The organism is Streptomyces sp. NPDC058653 (assembly GCF_042716895.1).
GTDB lineage: Bacteria > Actinomycetota > Actinomycetes > Streptomycetales > Streptomycetaceae > Streptomyces.
The window spans coordinates 109,700-125,460 of record NZ_JBHXRM010000014.1 but is presented as its reverse complement, the minus strand read 5'-3'; the positions used below and the strand labels follow the sequence as shown (position 1 = coordinate 125,460).

The 15,761-nt window shown below is 69.1% G+C and carries 18 protein-coding genes and 1 tRNA gene; 8 read left to right on the top strand and 11 right to left on the bottom strand.

Going from position 1 to position 15,761, the window contains the following annotated elements; all coding sequences use genetic code 11:
- Window positions 1-28: 28 nt before the first annotated feature.
- Window positions 29-988: an alpha/beta fold hydrolase gene (locus ACFWU9_RS15090; protein ID WP_384318307.1), complete on the top strand. Its 960-nt coding sequence runs from the start codon at window positions 29-31 to the stop codon at window positions 986-988.
- Between the two features lie 29 nt (window positions 989-1,017).
- Here ACFWU9_RS15090 and ACFWU9_RS15085 read toward each other — a convergent pair whose 3' ends face one another.
- From ACFWU9_RS15085 to ACFWU9_RS15075, 3 genes are all read right to left on the bottom strand, one after another.
- Window positions 1,018-1,677, bottom strand: coding sequence for a response regulator (locus tag ACFWU9_RS15085; protein ID WP_384318260.1), 660 nt, complete (start codon window positions 1,675-1,677; stop codon window positions 1,018-1,020).
- Window positions 1,674-2,828, bottom strand: a complete 1,155-nt coding sequence (locus ACFWU9_RS15080) for a sensor histidine kinase (RefSeq protein WP_384318258.1) — start codon at window positions 2,826-2,828, stop codon at window positions 1,674-1,676. Before ACFWU9_RS15080 ends, ACFWU9_RS15085 begins: the two co-directional genes overlap by 4 nt.
- A 99-nt stretch (window positions 2,829-2,927) precedes the next feature.
- Window positions 2,928-3,656, bottom strand: a complete 729-nt coding sequence (locus ACFWU9_RS15075) for a DUF4232 domain-containing protein (RefSeq protein WP_384318256.1) — start codon at window positions 3,654-3,656, stop codon at window positions 2,928-2,930.
- Between the two features lie 230 nt (window positions 3,657-3,886).
- On the opposite strand from ACFWU9_RS15075, the gene ACFWU9_RS15070 reads away from it, so the two are divergent.
- A complete protein-coding gene (locus ACFWU9_RS15070) occupies window positions 3,887-4,084 on the top strand; it encodes a hypothetical protein (RefSeq protein WP_384318254.1) in 198 nt (65 codons plus the stop codon).
- Window positions 4,085-4,191: 107 nt separating this feature from the next.
- On the opposite strand, the gene ACFWU9_RS15065 is transcribed toward ACFWU9_RS15070, so the two are convergent.
- Window positions 4,192-5,346 carry a CobW family GTP-binding protein gene (locus ACFWU9_RS15065; RefSeq protein ID WP_384318252.1) on the bottom strand — a complete coding sequence of 385 codons (1,155 nt, stop codon included), beginning with the start codon at window positions 5,344-5,346 and terminating at the stop codon, window positions 4,192-4,194.
- Complete coding sequence (locus tag ACFWU9_RS15060; protein WP_384318250.1) at window positions 5,346-5,600, bottom strand: type B 50S ribosomal protein L31; 255 nt, start codon at window positions 5,598-5,600, stop codon at window positions 5,346-5,348. Before ACFWU9_RS15060 ends, ACFWU9_RS15065 begins: the two co-directional genes overlap by 1 nt.
- A 128-nt stretch (window positions 5,601-5,728) precedes the next feature.
- On the opposite strand from ACFWU9_RS15060, the gene rpmB reads away from it, so the two are divergent.
- Window positions 5,729-5,965, top strand: a complete 237-nt coding sequence (gene rpmB / locus ACFWU9_RS15055) for a 50S ribosomal protein L28 (protein WP_384318248.1) — start codon at window positions 5,729-5,731, stop codon at window positions 5,963-5,965.
- The gene (rpsN, locus tag ACFWU9_RS15050) at window positions 5,965-6,270 is read left to right on the top strand and encodes a 30S ribosomal protein S14 (protein ID WP_384318245.1); all 306 of its coding nucleotides are present in this window, start codon (window positions 5,965-5,967) and stop codon (window positions 6,268-6,270) included. Before rpmB ends, rpsN begins: the two co-directional genes overlap by 1 nt.
- Window positions 6,271-6,471: 201 nt before the next feature.
- On the opposite strand, the gene ACFWU9_RS15045 is transcribed toward rpsN, so the two are convergent.
- Window positions 6,472-7,038 (bottom strand): hypothetical protein, encoded by a 567-nt coding sequence (locus ACFWU9_RS15045; protein ID WP_384318244.1) that lies wholly within the window; start codon window positions 7,036-7,038, stop codon window positions 6,472-6,474.
- Between the two features lie 245 nt (window positions 7,039-7,283).
- Entirely contained in the window at window positions 7,284-7,538 is a 255-nt protein-coding gene (locus ACFWU9_RS15040) for a hypothetical protein (protein WP_384318242.1), read from the bottom strand.
- 422 nt (window positions 7,539-7,960) lie between these two features.
- Here ACFWU9_RS15040 and ACFWU9_RS15035 point away from each other — a divergent pair, with 422 nt between their 5' ends.
- From ACFWU9_RS15035 to ACFWU9_RS15025, 3 genes are all read left to right on the top strand, one after another.
- Window positions 7,961-8,182 carry a hypothetical protein gene (locus ACFWU9_RS15035; RefSeq protein ID WP_384318240.1) on the top strand — a complete coding sequence of 74 codons (222 nt, stop codon included), beginning with the start codon at window positions 7,961-7,963 and terminating at the stop codon, window positions 8,180-8,182.
- Between the two features lie 92 nt (window positions 8,183-8,274).
- A complete protein-coding gene (locus ACFWU9_RS15030) occupies window positions 8,275-8,601 on the top strand; it encodes a hypothetical protein (protein WP_384318238.1) in 327 nt (108 codons plus the stop codon).
- A 14-nt stretch (window positions 8,602-8,615) separates the two neighbouring features.
- Window positions 8,616-8,912, top strand: a complete 297-nt coding sequence (locus tag ACFWU9_RS15025) for a hypothetical protein (protein WP_384318237.1) — start codon at window positions 8,616-8,618, stop codon at window positions 8,910-8,912.
- Between the two features lie 350 nt (window positions 8,913-9,262).
- On the opposite strand, the gene ACFWU9_RS15020 is transcribed toward ACFWU9_RS15025, so the two are convergent.
- Window positions 9,263-9,823, bottom strand: coding sequence for a hypothetical protein (locus ACFWU9_RS15020; protein WP_384318235.1), 561 nt, complete (start codon window positions 9,821-9,823; stop codon window positions 9,263-9,265).
- A gap of 430 nt (window positions 9,824-10,253) precedes the next feature.
- Between ACFWU9_RS15020 and ACFWU9_RS15015 the strand changes: the two genes are divergently transcribed.
- Complete coding sequence (locus tag ACFWU9_RS15015) at window positions 10,254-10,673, top strand: hypothetical protein (protein WP_384318233.1); 420 nt, start codon at window positions 10,254-10,256, stop codon at window positions 10,671-10,673.
- A gap of 1,759 nt (window positions 10,674-12,432) precedes the next feature.
- Here ACFWU9_RS15015 and ACFWU9_RS15010 read toward each other — a convergent pair.
- The 3 genes from ACFWU9_RS15010 to ACFWU9_RS15000 form a co-directional block, all read right to left on the bottom strand.
- Window positions 12,433-12,505 (bottom strand) — tRNA-Lys (locus ACFWU9_RS15010).
- A 150-nt stretch (window positions 12,506-12,655) separates the two neighbouring features.
- A complete protein-coding gene (locus ACFWU9_RS15005) occupies window positions 12,656-14,785 on the bottom strand; it encodes a DEAD/DEAH box helicase (RefSeq protein WP_384318231.1) in 2,130 nt (709 codons plus the stop codon).
- A 233-nt stretch (window positions 14,786-15,018) separates the two neighbouring features.
- Window positions 15,019-15,600: a hypothetical protein gene (locus ACFWU9_RS15000; protein ID WP_384318229.1), complete on the bottom strand. Its 582-nt coding sequence runs from the start codon at window positions 15,598-15,600 to the stop codon at window positions 15,019-15,021.
- Window positions 15,601-15,761: the final 161 nt, after the last annotated feature.

Here is a 15,761-nt window from a genome sequence, read left to right as displayed (position 1 = left end):
CGGTCCTGATCGAGGAGTCGTCGTGAACATCGCCCGTCATCGCCGGACGTCCGCTCTGATCGCGCTGTGCTGCGCCGTCGCCGGTGCGGGGCTTGTCGGCTGCGAGGAATCCTCGGAGTCCGACGCGAAGCCGAAGGCGAGCGCCACGTCCGCCTCCGCGACCACCACCTCCTCCCCCACCACCACGGAACAGGCGGACAACGCGGGCGCGTTCACCGGGACCAAGAAGATCGACTTCAGCGGCCTGTCGGTCAATGTGTCGTGCTCGGGCACGGCGGCCGAAGGAAAGCCGGTCGTCGTCCTTCTCCACGGCGGAGGCGATTCGGTGGAGAAGCTGGCCGAATTCCAGAAGAGCCTGAGCCGACAGGACCGCGTCTGTTCGTACGACCGGCTCGGCGCGGGCGCCAGCGACAAGCCCGACGGGCCGCAGACCGTCGAAAGCACCGGGAAGGTCCTGACCTCGGTGATCGACGAGGTCGCCGGTGACGCCCCGGTCGTCCTGGCCGGGCATTCGCTGGGCGGACTGATCGCCGCGCGGTACGCACCGGACCACCAGGACAGGGTCAAGGGGCTGGTCCTGATGGACGCCACCTCACCGACCCAGACCGCGGATCTCACCGAAGGAATCCCCGAGTCCGCCACCGGCATGGCGGTCGACCTGCGGGAGCAGACCCTGGCGGTCCTGAAGGGGAAGAGCCCGGAGATGCTCGTGACCCCTGACGCCGAGGTCCGTCCCGCCGGGGACATACCGGTCGAGGTGATCCAGCACGGGAAGCGGTATCTGGCGGCCGTTCCGGAGTACGGGCCGGCGTTGGAGAAGGCGTGGACCGAGGGCCAGAGGAAGTGGCTCGGGGTGTCGAGCAACAGCAGGCTGAGCACGGCGAAGAAGAGCGAGCACTACATCTATGTCGACGAGCCCGAGGTCGCCGCCGAGGCGATACGGAGCGTCGTCTCACGCGCCGGGGACGACTCGGGGGCCGCGAACTGAAGCCCGCCGATCGCCGCCCGTGCGGCGGCTCAGGTCACCAGACCGTGGCGGTAGGCGTAGACGACGGCCTGGACACGGTCGCGGAGCTGGAGTTTGGTGAGAATGCGCGACACGAAGGTCTTCACGGTCTCGGGACTGATCAACAGGGTCGCGGCGATCTCGCTGTTGGAGAGACCGTCCGCGAGGAGGCGAAGGACCTCCAGCTCGCGCGGGGTCACGGGGATGTCCCGGTGGGTGTCGTCGGCGGGCCGTATCCGGGCGGCGTACCGGCCCACGACCTGGCGCGTCACCTCGGGGTCGAGCAGCGCCGCGCCGCTGGCCACGGTCCGGATGCCGTGCAGCAGTTGGGCCGGAGGCGCGTCCTTGAGAAGGAACCCGCTCGCGCCCGCGCGTAGCGCCTTGTACACGTACTCGTCCAGGTTGAACGTGGTCACCACGAGCACCTTCACGGGCTTCGGTACGCCGGCGCCGGCGAGCAGGCCGGTGGCCGCGATGCCGTCGAGCACCGGCATACGTACGTCCATGACCACGACGTCCGGGTGCAGCCGCCCCGCGAGGTCGACCGCGGTCCGTCCGTCCCCGCACTCACCGACCACCTCGAGGTCGGGCTGGGCGTCGATGATCGTCACGAGCCCGGTGCGGATCAGCAACTGGTCGTCACAGACGAGGACCCGGATCGGCTCGGTCACGACGGGCTCCCCGCGGGTATCCGTGCCCGCACGACGAAGCGGCCACCGGTGTTGCGGCCCGCGCTGAAGTCGCCGCCCAGGACGTCGACCCGTTGGCGCAGACCGGCCAGGCCCTTCCCACTCCCGCCGGGGGACGCGGAGCGCGAGCCGGAACCGTCCGTGCTGACCTCCACGGTGATCTCCCTCTCCAGATGCCGCACCTGAACGGAAGTGCTTCTGCCATGGGCGTACTTGAGCGCGTTCGTCAGCGCCTCCTGCACCACCCGGTAGGCCACGAGTCCGGCGCTGCCGACCGCCTCCGCCGGCGTGCCCTCCTCGGTGAACTCCACCGGCTGCCCGGCCCGGCGTGTCTGCTCCACCAGCGTGAGAAGCCTGCCGAGGTGCGGTGTCCCGGGCTCGGCACCATGGTCGGGGTTGAGCAGGTCGAGCAGCTGCCGCAGATCGGCGATGGCTCGTCGTCCGGTGTCGGTGACGTCGGTCAGCGTCCGGTCGAGCCGCTCGGGCGCCGCGGTCAGATACCGCGCGGCCTCGGCCTGCACGACCATGGCCGTCACATGGTGGGTCACCACGTCGTGCAACTCGCGGGCGATACGCGTGCGTTCGGCGGCCAGGGTCTCCTCGGCGCGGCGCCGGAGTCGCTCGGCTTCGGCGGCCCTGCCGGTGCGCAGCCACACCCCGATGCCCCATGCGAAGGCCAGCGCGAGGTAGAAGGTCAGGAACTCACCGGGCGACTCCCCGGAACCGAGCCGGGACAGTGCGAGCGCCAGCGATACGTACGCCGCGGAAAGGACGACCACGGTGGTACGCCGACGCTGATCCAGTCGGGATCCCAGGGTCAGCAGAGCGATCGGAAGCGCGGTGCCCGCCAGCGAGTGGTAGCCCCGCAGTTGGTCGAGAGCGAAGCCCGCCGCCACCAGAGCGAAACAGACGACCGGCCACCGCGACCGCACAGCGAGCGGAAGGCACTGGAGCCCGACGGCGACGACGGCCAAGGCGTCGTAGGGCCGGTCCGGCACCCCGCCGAGCACCGTTCCATGGCTCTGGAAGGCCGGCACGAACGAAGCGACGAGGAGTACCAGCGCGAGGGGTACGTACCAGACCGTGGACCGAATACGGTGCCACGGCTCCCGGGCTCGTCGAAGAGCGATCACCGGGGCAGTCTAACGACGGGAAATCCGCGCCCACATGTGGCGAACGCCGTTGCCCGCGTCGGGCCGACCCAGGGGCGGACGGCCCGGAGAGGAGCTTGCTCAGAGGAAGGGGGTGACGACGTCGGAGGAGTTGGCGTGCCAGTTGGTGATGAGGGGCCGGTCGACATTGACGGACTCGACCTTGAGCTCACCGGCGTCGCCGGCGTCGTCCGAGACGGAGACGATGAGCGTCTCGAACATCTTGCCCTCGTCGCTGTCGGTGCTCTTCGGGTTGACCCCGAAGTACGCGGCGGTGGAGTCCTTGAGCTTGATGGTGTCGCCGGAGCCCTGCTCGGCGTTGGACGCCACGGTGTCGGGGTCGGAGCCGAACATGACCTGCTCGGGCGCGCCTTCCAGGGTGCAGACGACGCCGGGCTTGGCCTTGGCGGTGACGAGGTAGTAACCGCCGGCCTGGGACTGAAGCTTGAGCGTGAAGTTCAGGTCGACGTTCTCGCAGGGCTTGGCGTAGTGGTCCTGCTTGGCACCGTCGACGTCGTTGTCGGCCGAGCCCTTGTCCTCGTCGTAGTACGCGTCCTTGGCACCGTCGACGTCATTGTCCTTACCGGCCGAGCCCTTGTCCTCGTCGTAGTAGTCGTCCTTCGCGCCGTCGACGTCGTTGTCCTTGGCGGATCCGGCGTCCGCCCGCTTGCCGGCGTCGGCCGAGGCGCTGCCCGAGGTGTCCCCGCCGGAGTCGCAGGCGGTGAGAGTGGCGGAGAGGGCCACCATGGCGACGGCGGCCAGGGCGCGGCGGGCGGACCGAGCGGACCGGGTGGCGAGGCGCGAACTCATGCTGGTCTCCGTCGAGTTGGTGTTTCCTGTGCTGTCCTGCTGACGTCGCCAACAGTAGGGCGGAGATCATCGTCAAACGATCCCGTGAATGTCCGGGTTCCGTCCCACCGCCTTCTCCCCACGCGGCGAAGGGCCCACCTGCGACGGGCGGTCACGAGGCGGTCACCCGCACGAGCGGCACCGCCCCCGCGCGCCTCGGACGGCGCCGTCGACGGCGGTAGCCTCCCCCCATGAGCCCGTCACCGAGCGACTACACCCCGGAGATCACGGAAGCGGAGTGCCGACGGTGCGGCACGCTGATCGCCGGCCTCGACGGGCGGTACGCGTGCGGAGTCTGCGGCTGGTCCAACCACTGGAGCGAGGGCCACACGGACCTCCCCGGCGCAGACGACGACCCGGACGCCGACGCCACGAACCACCTCGCCTGACCGAGCCCCGCACTCCCCTCGCCCCGGGGTCGGCAACAGGCCCCGTTCAGAACCTTCCTGACTACTCCTCACCTGGGCGAGTACGGATCACGCTGTGCGGAAGCCGGTCAGTGGACCGGATCGAGGAGTGAGTCGAAGGCGGCCGGCAGGTTCTTCCACGCCTCGCGCCCGGCCTCGTACTCGCCGTCCGTGAGCAGGCACGACTCCAGCAGCGCGATCAGCGCCTCGCGGTCGAGGCCGGGCGAGACGAAGACCAGATGCTGGCAGCGGTCGCCGTGCTCGGGATGCCAGTCCAGTGCGGCCGCCGCCCGGCGGACCGGGGGCACCATCTCCCAGGCGGCTTCCGGCAGGGACGCGAGCCAGGGACCGGTGCTCTCGACGCAGAGCGCCCCACCGGCCGCGTCCCAGGACAGAAGCGTGTCCGGCCGGTCGGCGAGCCAGAAACGGCCACGGCTGCGGGCCGCCGAGCAGGTCAGCCCTTCCAGGGCGTCGTACAGCCGTTGAGGGTGGAACGGCCGGTGCCTGCGCCACACCATTGTGCTGACGCCGCTCCTCTCCGCCTCTTGGGGCAGCAGCGCGGAGGCCGGATGCTGCCCGGCTCCGGCGGCCTCCACGTCGAAACCCGCGACAGCCAGCCGCGTCAGCTCGCCCGACCCGGTCGCCACTCGTCGGGCCGTCGGGTGCAACTGCTCGATCAGCGCGAGGTCCTCGCCCCGCGCCCCGCCGCTCTCGATCAGCGCGATGACGGAGGCGTACTCCAACTGTCTGGCCCAGGTGTCCCCGACGGTCCGCCGGTCGGAGGCCGCTGCGGCGAGTCCGACTTCGGAGAGGTCGTCGCCGTTGACGAGGTACGGCAGGACGAGCGCGGGATCCACCGCCGTGATCACGCCGGTCACCTCGGCCAGGTCGGCGCCGTGCGCGGCGATGACCTCCGCCATCGCCCGGGGCTCGACGGAATCCCATAGTTCGAGGACCGCCATCCGCGTCGTCCCGTCGGCCGACAGGCGTTCCAGTTCGGGGATCAGGTCCTCGCGCAGGGCGCAGCAGGCGCAGTCGTTGACCAGGGGCGCCTCGCCGCTGGAGATCTCCCCCGAGGCGTTCCGTACGGTCCGGTGCACCGTTCCCCGGCCCGCGGTCGACAGGTCGTGATGCAGCACGACGCTCTGGGGTGTCGCGTTGAGCAGTTCCTCCACGACCTCGCGGCGGGCGTCGGAGTGCAGCCCGCTGACGATGACGACGGGCAACAGCCGCTTGTCGTCCATCACTTGGCCTCGCGGCGGCCGTACCGCCGCTCGAAGCGCTCGACGCGGCCCGCGGTGTCCAGAACGCGGGCGGTGCCGGTGTAGAAGGGGTGGCTCGCGGAGGAGGTCTCGACGTCGACGACCGGGTAGGTGTTGCCGTCCTCCCACTCGACGGTCCGGTCGCTTGTGAGGGTGGAGCGGGTCAGGAAGGCGAAGTCGGCGGCCGTGTCACGAAAGACGACGAGGCCGTACGCGGGGTGGATTCCGGGCTTCATGGAGTGTCCTCGGGATCGGGACCGGGAGTGGCCGGTCGGGCGTGGTTCGTTACGAGCCATGGCGGTACTATATGGCAATGATTTCCATGTTCAAGAGTGGAATCGCTCGATGAGAGGCAGGTAACTCCGTGTCCGCCCACTGCCAACTGACCGGCGCACAGCCAGGCTTCGGCAACAACATCAGCCACTCGCACCGCCGTACGTCACGCCGGTTCGACCCGAATGTCCAGCGCAAGCGGTACTGGCTGCCGAGTGAGGGGCGTCATGTGCGTCTGATCCTCAGCGCCAGGGCGATCAAGACGATCGACACCATCGGTATCGAGGCGGCGGTGGCCCGCATCCGGGCGCGAGGAGTCACGATCTGATGGCCAAGAAGAGCAAGATCGCGCAGAACGAGAAGCGCAAAGCGACGGTCGCGCGGTACGCGCGACGACGTGCGGAGCTGAAGGAGATCATCCGCCACCCCGGCACACCGGAATCCGAACGGGCGGCCGCGGTCGAGGAGTTGCACGGCCAGCCCCGCGACGCGAGCGCGACCCGGGTGCGCAACCGCGACAGCGTGGACGGCCGCCCCCGCGGCCACCTCCGAAGGTTCGGCCTCTCCCGCATCCGCGTGCGCGAACAGGCACACGCCGGCTTTCTCCCAGGAGTGACCAAGTCCTCCTGGTGAAACGGCGACAAGCCCCGGTCCGAACCTTCCTGACCGGGGCTTGCACGCTAGGCCTGTAGGACTCGAACCCACACCCAACGGATCGCCGATGGTGCCCTTCACGGACGGCCGACGGAGCGGGTCCAGCGCGGACTCATCACCGCGTAGGTGCTGGAGTTGCCGACCCCGGCCAAAACGGTCGGGGCCTTCGTTGTGGCAAAGCTACTCGTCGGCCCGTCGAGCGTTCTCGGCCTCGTCCGCCACTTCCTGCCTGTAGCGGCGAACATCCCGATCAAAACGACTCATCTTGGGAATAGTTGCAGGGCTCAACCACCTCGGCTTCAAGAGCATGGGGTACATGGCCAGGGCAGGCGACAAGCAGATCCAGACAAAGCCGAAGACCACAGCCGCGAAGCAGTGTTCCGCAAGGCGCGGATCCGGACCCGCCTTGGGCGTGCCGAGCCAGTGAAGCGCGCTCACCTCCGCGTAGACGAGCGCCGCGCAAGCGAGCATCGCGGAGACGACATACACAAGGATTGAGAGGTCTCTCCACGAGAGCACCGAGTACTCAGGCAGTGCGTCATCAGCGGCGAGGACCTGCTCCCGAGTCGGTTGAGCGCCGGCGGCGTACAGGGACGCGGCTGCGGCCATCCTGCGCTCTAAGCCTTCGTACACTCGGCCGACGTGCTTCCGGTGGTTGTTGATCTCCACAACCGCGACGAGAAGGATCACCGGCGCCACCGCCGCGACGGTGGCCGCGAACGCGTCGTTCATCTCTAACCTGGACATCCCGCCAGTCTGGGCGCCTTGGCGGGGCCGTACCGGCCGAACGACAGAATGGGCGAAACCCCGCCCCGGCCGCCCCCGCTGAGCTCGACAACGCCACCGAAACCGCGCACTCGATGCGCGCTCCTCTCGGTCCGTGTGGAGGTCGGCGCCGACCGCATGGACCGGGGTGGCCGCGCACTGTCGGAGGTCCCGGAGGTTGATCGGCGGGAGGCCGGCCGTCTCGTATAGGCGCCGGAACTCCTTGGTCACGACGTCGGGGTACAGCCACTCGCCCAGCTCGGTCGTGAACACCTTGTCCCTCTCGACCCACTTCTCCCGGCCGCCTCCCGCTCCGCGTCCTGGCGGGCCTTGTGCTCGCGCAGTGCCTGAACCGTGGCCCGGTCCAGACCGATGGTGGCCGCGCTGCCGTCCGTCTTGGGCACGTCCTCGACCGGGGTCCACCCGTCGACCACGATCTCCTTCGCGACCGTCAGCTCCTGCGCGTCCAGGTCGACGTTCACCCAGTCCTGCCCGACGCCTTCGCCGCGGCGAAAGCCCCGGAACGCGATCAGATGGAAGTAGGCGTACAGCCGGTGCCCGTCAGCGGCGCCCAGGAACGCACCGATCTGCCCCTCATCCTCTCCCCCACCAGGAGACCACCCCCTCTCCGGATGGAGGCGCAGGTCAGGAAGCCGGACAGCAGCCGGAGAGGGCCCCGGAGAACGGTGGAGAGCAGCGCGGAGAGGAGGCGAAAGCCGCGTGATCCGCCAACTCATTGCCGCCCTGCTCGCCTTCGAACGGCCCACCCTCAACTACCGTCCGCAGCAAGGCGGCTGGTACCCGCCGTCCCACTTCCCCTGTCGCTGACTCGCTGCCCGCTCTGTTCGTACGGGCAGAGTCGAGGGGAGCCGGGACAGCCTCGGACAAAGGAGGGGACCTCGCGATGAACATCAAGCATGTACTGAGCGTCGTCGGAGCAGCTGTCTTGTTCGCAGCGACCAAGTCATCAGAGGGCGGCGGCCGCTACAAGGTGCAACGTCACGGCGACGGCAAGAGTCACTACGTCACCATCGGCCAGGGCGGCGCCATCGTCACAGGGCTCGCCTACGACGCCGCACGTCGTATCGCCCGCGAGCGCAATCAGGCTGCCCGCAACCAGCTCTGACCAACACACCTGGGGATCTTCACTGCGACCGTGAAACCGGCCCCACCGCGCACCCACCGGGCGGCGGGGCCGCGGTACGAGAGGATCCGACCGTGACCGCGAACTCCCGCGAGCCCAACCTCGCCACCGCGCTCCTATGGCTTGTCCTTGCCGCCGCCGCAGTCCTCCTGCTCCTCGGAGGCATTAACTTCCTCACCAACATCGGGGAGGAGGACACCGCACCCCCCACACCAGCAGAGACCGTCACAACGTACGAGACGCGCCCTACGCCAGGCCCGAGCCGCGCACCCATCCTCGACGAAGATGTCTTCACGTCCCCGCTCCCCGGCATCTGCGCGACAGCCGACGTGTCCCGAACACGCTGGTCCCCATGCGGGCAACTCCTCGGCTACTTCGATGACGAGACGCCCAACCTCTGAGCCACAATGAGGCCATGGACGACAAACCAACCCCTGGCGCACTCGCTCCCAACCGCGCGTCCACACTTGAAGACGCCCTCGAACTCTTCGAAGCAGATCTCAACTCGGACGACCCGGTCCACCGCCAGGCTGCCCAACTCGCCAACCTGTGCGTTCAGACGTTCCGCGAGTACGCGGCGCTCATGACCGAAGCGGACAAGCACCTGGCCCCGGTTGATCGCGACCGCATTATCCCGACGCATCAGAAGCGGAGCCTCGAAGGGCTCTCGCGTCTCACGGAGATCCTGGGCCTTGACGACACTCAGCGATGACCCCCCGATCGAGCCGCTCATCGTTGACGTCTACGCCGCCAAGACCGCCACCGGCATCAAGCCCGGCACCATCCACGTATGGATCCCCCGCGGCCATATCACCCGCCACGGATACGAGCGCGCAGGCGCGTCCTCATCGACCTCCACGAACTCGAAGCACCCATCGCCCCGCAGCCTGCTTGACCAGCCAGATCAACGGGTGCAGTGGTTCAAGGGCGTTCGGCGTGCCCACAGACTGTCGAGGCAAGGCCTGAACCAGGGAACTGGATTCCTCCACCCACGGTGGCAGCGGCCCCCGGAACACACGAAGACCTCAACCAACACGGTCGGGGTCCTCGCCGTTCGCGCGACTACTCCTCCGCCGACTGGGACTGTCCGGCCTCGCGCCTCTCGCGCGCTTCCTGTTCCCGATACCGGCGCACATCCGCTGTGAATCTGGAGAGGTACGTACCGCTTCCATCCAGCATTTTCAGTGCGTCCACGGCCATGAATTGGACGCCAACTACCCACGCGAAGCCAATCACCAATGCGATCATGCACGCTCTCGCAGCGAATGGCTCGGGCTCAGGGTCGGGCGTGGAGAGCCAGGAAAGTGCGACGAACTCAGCCACCAAGAGCGCGTTGCACACCAGCATGCCGGAGAGTATGTACCACCAGTTGACCTTGTACTGCGGACTCACCTGAGGGCGATCCCCCAGTGAGTCATCCGCTGCAAGCACTTGCTCTCGGGACGGTTCGGCACCACCCTCATACAGGTACCGGGCGACAGCACTCTCACGTTCATAGAGCTTGTTCATCTCACGAATGCGCGAGCCCCGATTATTGATCTCTACCATAACCACCAGAAGGATCACCGGGGCAACCGCCGCGACCGTGGCCGCGAACGCCTCATTCATCTCCACGTTGCTCATTCCGACAGTCTCGATGCCGTCGTCAGCCGTCGCAGACGAACGACAGAATGGGCGAAACCCCGCCCCGTGACACCGACATGACGCACCATGTCCCCCTCATCACGCAACGTCCTTCATACGTCCTCCGGTCGGTCCCAGTGCCGGAACGGGCCACAGCTGAGGTGCGCGTCAGTGCCGCAGGCCCGCAGAGAGGGTGGCGTAAGCCACGTCCGGCCTGCGCACGGGATGACCATGAACCACGGCACCCCGCTCTACACCACGCCCGAAGCCGCCGCCCTCGCCACCCGATGGCGTCAGCTCCTGTCGTCCCGAGCTGCCGCCGTCCGCCCCTCTGCGATCGCGACTGACCGAACCTGACCAACCATCACGGAATCATCACAAGCTTCGCCATAAGGCCATCAAGGACGCCGTGAGGCCCCAGGGTGAGCGGATGAAAACCAGACATGCCACAGCAGCCGCAGCCGCCACGGCAGTCCTGTTACTCGCCCTGACCGCCTGCGGCGGCACCGAGACCGACCCGGACAAGGCCACGGAGACCGCGGCCGCCCCCGAGGCCGCACCCGAGCCCGTCGACGACACGGTCGACGTCGAAGAGGCCGTGGAAGACACCGCCCCCGCCGAGACCGCGCAGCTTCCCGACCTGACCGGCGAAACCCTCCAGGCCGCACAGGACACAGCCCAGGCTTCCGGCTTCTACGGCCTCACCTCTTCCGACGCGACCGGCGCCGACCGCATGCAGATCCTCGACCGCGGCTGGCAGGTCTGCTCACAGACCCCGGCCCCCGGAGAGCACCCGACAGACACGATCATCGACTTCAGCACCGTGAAAACCGAAGAGACCTGCCCGTAGAAGCCCGCGGATCGGCCCCACCGCGCGTGCGCGCGGCGGGGCCGACGGACGAGCGCGAGAAGCGCCGTGCGCGTTACGGTTCCGCCCGCCCGCGCGATGATCCACCCCGCCCCTCACCGCGTTGACGGCACGCCTTCCGCCTCTCGATCCCCGTGGTTGAACGAACCACCGTTCTCAGCAGCCGAGATCAGGCTCTCAGCGACCTGCGCAATTCATTTCGAAGCGCCACTAGCCGCGCTGCCCTCTGCCACTCGTCTCGTATGCCCCGGAACATAGGCACCGTGGTGATGACCGCGAATCCAGCGACCAAGATGATCAGCAAGGTCCAAGCCAGGGCGGTGTTTGCTCCTGTCTCCGCACCAGGGCCCCCGTCTTCCGCCAGCCAAAGGAGCGGAGCGACAGTCGCCGTGATGAGCGACATTGCGAGGAAGATCCACAAATACAGGCCCGCCAATGGAAGGCGCTGACTAGCCGGCGGTCTCTCAATATCCCGCAGCACCTCTGCCGCCAGGGCAGGATCGGACTAGGCCCCTATTGTCCGGAGACCATCAGCAAGCCGAGCTTCCTCGTCTAACTGCAGCTGGATAAACCGCTTGATGGCCTGGTGATACTCAACTGCCCCGACAAGCCAGATGACGAGGGCAACAGCTGCAACCGTCGTGGCAAAAGGCTCTGACATCTGCATAACCCTCAGTCTGCCTACGCACACCCGCTAGCACAGCGGGATGAAGGTTTCGCGCGAGCGAGAGGGCCGTATGCGACATAGAGCCCGTCAGGTCTGCCCGACGCCCGGGTGCCCGACGCTGACCGCATCGGGCCGGTGCCCCGACTGCTCCGCGAAGGCTGACCATGAACGAGATCAACCACATCGACGGCCTGGGCCCCAATGGGCCCCGCGGGCACGACTGGGCCAACCTCCAGTCCATGACCAAGTCCCACCACTCGCGTCACACCGCGCGCGAGCAGCCAGGCGGATGGAACGACAGAGAGGCTGAGGCATGGCACGCAGGTACGACGTGGAGATCACCTCCGACATCACCACGGTCAGCTCCTAGAAGACGGAGCTTCTGATCCCTGAGCCGACAGTGGAAGCGCTGATCACGCTGGGATGAACGCCCCCTGGGCCGTCAGAGGCCTCACCGAACGTCACCTAGGTCTCTGAGGGCAAACCCGCAGGGCAGAAGCTTGTGAGCGGAGAAGTTCCAGGTCACAGAGGGTGAGGGGTGATCCCCTCGGAGCTGGGGCGCCGGAACGCCGGGGAGAGCTCGGGAATGCCGGTCGGGTTCAAAGGATCACCGCCGTCACTGCCAGTAACCGCCTAACCGTCGCCGTCACGCAGGGGGAGATGCGCGGTGCGGACTGCGTGATGTGCGAGACGCGCCTCAGCAACGCCACGGCGGTGAGCCTGGGGATTCGGACCGTTGAAGCTCACGGCACGGCGACGTCGTGGTACCCGCGCACCTGCTCGGGGTGTGCGCCGTGACTCGATTGGAATGGCAGTGGCGGGAGCGTGGCAGCGGCGGCGTGCCACGGGCAAGGCCTTCCCCTCCGGCCGGCACCTGTCCCCCGGGTGTGAGCTGGCCGAAGCGGGGAGCACGAAGCCCCGCCCACCGGATGCGGGATGCGCTCGGTGGGCGGGGCTTCGCCGTGTCGTGATCGTTTGCACTTCGATGGAGCATCGCTGGAGCAAGTGCCCGAAATGGGCTCGAACATGAAGCGACCCCAGCTCGGGAAGGGGCCCTGAGCTGGGGTCAAGCGGTAGGCCGTGTGGGACTCGAACCCACAACCAACGGATTAAAAGTCCGCTGCTCTGCCAATTGAGCTAACGGCCCCTGACGAGTCATCCACGAGCATAGCCCGCCCCGGGCGCCCCGCCGATCGGGTATCCCCCGGTGGGGGGGGTGGGGCACCGGGGCGGGGCCCGTGCCGCAGCCGGGGTCGGTGCGGTACGGGCCCCGTCGGGTCCGGCTCAGGGGATGGGGTCAGCCGTTGCGCTTCCAGCGCGGCTTGTCGTCGCGGCGGCCGAACGAGCCCGTGCTCGTGCCGGTGCCGGTCGTGCCGCCACGGTGGTCGTCGCGGCGGCCCGACGGGCGGTCGTGGCCGCCCGAGCGGAAGCTGCCCGAGGGACGGTCGTCGCGGCGGTCGCGGTTGAACGGGCGGTCACCGGTGGGACGGTGCTCGCGGCGCTCCAGGGGGCGGGCGCCGTCGCGGCGGTCGCCGCCCGAGGGGCGGTCGTCGCGGCGGTCGTCACGACGGCCGTAGTTGCCACGGTCCTCACGACGCTGGAAACCACCACCGGCCGGCCTGTCGTCACGGCGCTGGAAACCGCCGCCCGCGGGCCTGTCGTCACGGCGCTGGAAGCCACCGCTCGCCGGACGGTCGTCGCGGCGCTGGAAGCCGCCACGGTCGTCGCGGCGGTCGTCACGACGGCCGTAGCTGCCGCGCTCCTCACGACGCTGGAAACCACCACGGTCGCCGCTGCCGCCGTCGCGCGGCGTGTACCCCTTCGCGCCGCCCCGGCCGCTGCGCTCACCGCGGTCGTCGCGGCGGGCGTAGTTGCCACGGTCGTCGCGGGGAGCCTGCGCCGGCACCGACGCGGCCGCCGTCGCGGCCTCGATGGCCGCCACGGCCTCGGCGGCGACCTCCGCCACCGCCGCCTCCGGGTCGTCCCCACGCTCGCGCGCGGCGCGGGCGACGAGGCGGTCGGCCTCCTCGCGCAGTTCGCCGGCCCGTCGCTGGAGGCGCTCCAGCTCCTTGGTGAGGTCGGCGACCTCGCGCTCGGCCTGCTTGGCGGAGTTGTTCGCGGAGTCGGCCTGGACCTCGGTCAGCGAACGGGCGCCGGTGATCTCGGCGACCTCCGGCTCGAACGCGCCGGCTCCGGCGACCATGTGACGCGCGGCGTCGACGCCCGCGTCCTCCATGAGCCGGAAGATCTGGCGGCGCTGGTGCGGCAGGGCCAGTGAGACGACGACGCCGGACTTGCCGGCCCGAGCCGTACGGCCCGAGCGGTGCAGATAGTCCTTGTGGTCACCGGCCGGGTCCACGTTCAGGACCAGGTCGATGCCGTCGACGTGGATACCGCGGGCGGCCACGTCGGTCGCGACGAGCGCGTTGACGTGACCCTCCTTGAAGTCCGCCAGCGTCCGGGTGCGCGCGCCCTGCGTCATACCGCCGTGCAGCGCGTCGGCCTTCACACCCGAGTCGCGGAGCTGCTCGGCGATACGGTCGGCGCCCAGCTGCGTACGGACGAAGATGATCGTGCGGCCCTTGCGCGCCGCGATCGCCGCCGTGACCGGCGCCTTGTCCTTGGGCTTCACGACGAGCACGTGGTGGCTCATGGTCGTGACGTTGCCCTGCGCGCTGTCGACCTCGTGGTGCACGGGGTTCTTCAGGTAGCGCTTGACCAGCGTGCTGATCTCGTTCTCCATCGTGGCGGAGAAGAGCATCCGCTGGCCGCCGCTCGGCACCAGGTCGAGCAGCTCGGTGACCTCGGGCAGGAAGCCCAGGTCGGACATCTGGTCGGCCTCGTCGAGGATCGCGATCTGTACGTTCTCCAGGGAGCACGCGCCGCGGTTGATGATGTCGCGCAGCCGGCCCGGGGTGGCGACGAGGACGTCGACACCGCGCTCCAGCGCGTAGATCTGGTTGCCCATGGACGTACCGCCGCAGACGACCTTCATCTTCAGGCCGAGCACGTCGCCGTACGGCTGGAGGGCGTCGGCGACCTGCATCGCCAGCTCGCGGGTCGGGGTCAGGATGACGCCGCGGGGCTTCTTCTTCTCGGTGTGGCCCTCGGCGAGGGTGGCCAGCAGCGGCAGACCGAACGCGAGGGTCTTGCCGGAGCCGGTACGGCCGCGGCCCAGGATGTCCTTGCCGGCCAGGGCGTCCGGGATGGTCGCGGCCTGGATCGGGAAGGGGGCGATGACGCCGTTCTGGGTGAGCTTGCGGACGATGCCTTCGGGCAACCCCAGGTCGCCGAAGGTGATTTCGGGGGTCTTCGGGGTCGTGGGGGCCTCGGCGCGCTCGGCGGCCTCGGTCGTCTCCACGGCGTCCGCCGCGCTGCTCACGAGCGAACCGTCGGAGTGGTTCTCGTTGGATTCGTTCTCGGGCATGACGGCGTGGTCAGTACTGGAAATGGACATGCGAAATGCGAAACCTTCCGGAGTCTCGGCACGCGCCCAAACTCCGTGATTCGCAATTCGACCGCCTCAATGCGGTCAGCCACGGCAAGGGAGAGTACGCGCCACGCGGCGCTCTTCTGTGTCGGCGCCAGGCAATGATCAAACGATCTACTACCATACGCACCGCTCCCCCTCCCTGGCAAACCGCTTCCCCGCGATCCGCCTCACACCGGCCCCAACTGCGGCGACGCCACGGGCTCCTTCCGCATCCCCGTCCCGTCCCCCGGCCGCCAACCGTTCGTCCGTACGTCCGCCGCCGGCGACGCCGTGGGCACGTCCGGCGGGCCGGTCGGCTCGGGCTCGGGCTGCGGCTCCGCAGGGGGGTTCGGCTCGGGCGGCTCGGAGGGCGGCAGCGGGGTCCAGGTCGGCTGTTCCACGGGCGGTACGTCGCCGCCGGGCGGCCTCGGCGCCGGGGGCACCGGCTTGCCGTCCGGGCCCTTGGACGGCTTCGCCGACGGGTCGCGGGAGGATTTCGGGTCGCCCGGCCTCCTCTTCTCGCCGTTCTTGCCGCTCTTCCCGGCGTCTTTCGGCACCGCGCCGCTCAGGCCGCCCGCCGGCAGGCCCACGCCGGCGTCGGCCGCCGTACCGCCGTCCTCCTCGGCCGCGGCCCCGGCCGGCTCGGCCGATCGTGAGGGGGCCGGCTTCCCTCCGTCGTCACCGACGCTCATGCAGCCCGTGGAGGTCGCGACGGCCAGCGAGGTGACGATCCAGACGGCGAAACGGCCGGGGGCGGACAACTGGCGCACGCGGGGCACCTCCGGGGCGGGAAACGGCTCGCCCGCCGAGGGGAGCCCGAGGGAAGCCCGACGGCAGGGAAGGAATGCCCTGTCCAACTCCCTTTTCCCCACAAGGGACACGCCCGCCACGCCCCGAAGCCCGACCGGCCGTCCCGCGCCGGCCGCCCTCG

Coding starts and splice junctions, on each gene's coding strand:
- rpsN (WP_384318245.1), top strand. CDS start 5,965: ATGGCCAAGAAGAGCAAGATCGCGCAGAACGAGAAGCGCAAAGCGACG.
- ACFWU9_RS15070 (WP_384318254.1), top strand. CDS start 3,887: ATGAGCCCGTCACCGAGCGACTACACCCCGGAGATCACGGAAGCGGAG.
- ACFWU9_RS15060 (WP_384318250.1), bottom strand. CDS start 5,600: ATGAAGCCCGGAATCCACCCCGCGTACGGCCTCGTCGTCTTTCGTGAC.
- ACFWU9_RS15045 (WP_384318244.1), bottom strand. CDS start 7,038: ATGTCCAGGTTAGAGATGAACGACGCGTTCGCGGCCACCGTCGCGGCG.
- ACFWU9_RS15015 (WP_384318233.1), top strand. CDS start 10,254: ATGAAAACCAGACATGCCACAGCAGCCGCAGCCGCCACGGCAGTCCTG.
- ACFWU9_RS15005 (WP_384318231.1), bottom strand. CDS start 14,785: ATGCCCGAGAACGAATCCAACGAGAACCACTCCGACGGTTCGCTCGTG.
- ACFWU9_RS15075 (WP_384318256.1), bottom strand. CDS start 3,656: ATGAGTTCGCGCCTCGCCACCCGGTCCGCTCGGTCCGCCCGCCGCGCC.
- ACFWU9_RS15020 (WP_384318235.1), bottom strand. CDS start 9,823: ATGAGCAACGTGGAGATGAATGAGGCGTTCGCGGCCACGGTCGCGGCG.
- ACFWU9_RS15025 (WP_384318237.1), top strand. CDS start 8,616: ATGGACGACAAACCAACCCCTGGCGCACTCGCTCCCAACCGCGCGTCC.
- ACFWU9_RS15035 (WP_384318240.1), top strand. CDS start 7,961: ATGAACATCAAGCATGTACTGAGCGTCGTCGGAGCAGCTGTCTTGTTC.
- ACFWU9_RS15065 (WP_384318252.1), bottom strand. CDS start 5,346: ATGGACGACAAGCGGCTGTTGCCCGTCGTCATCGTCAGCGGGCTGCAC.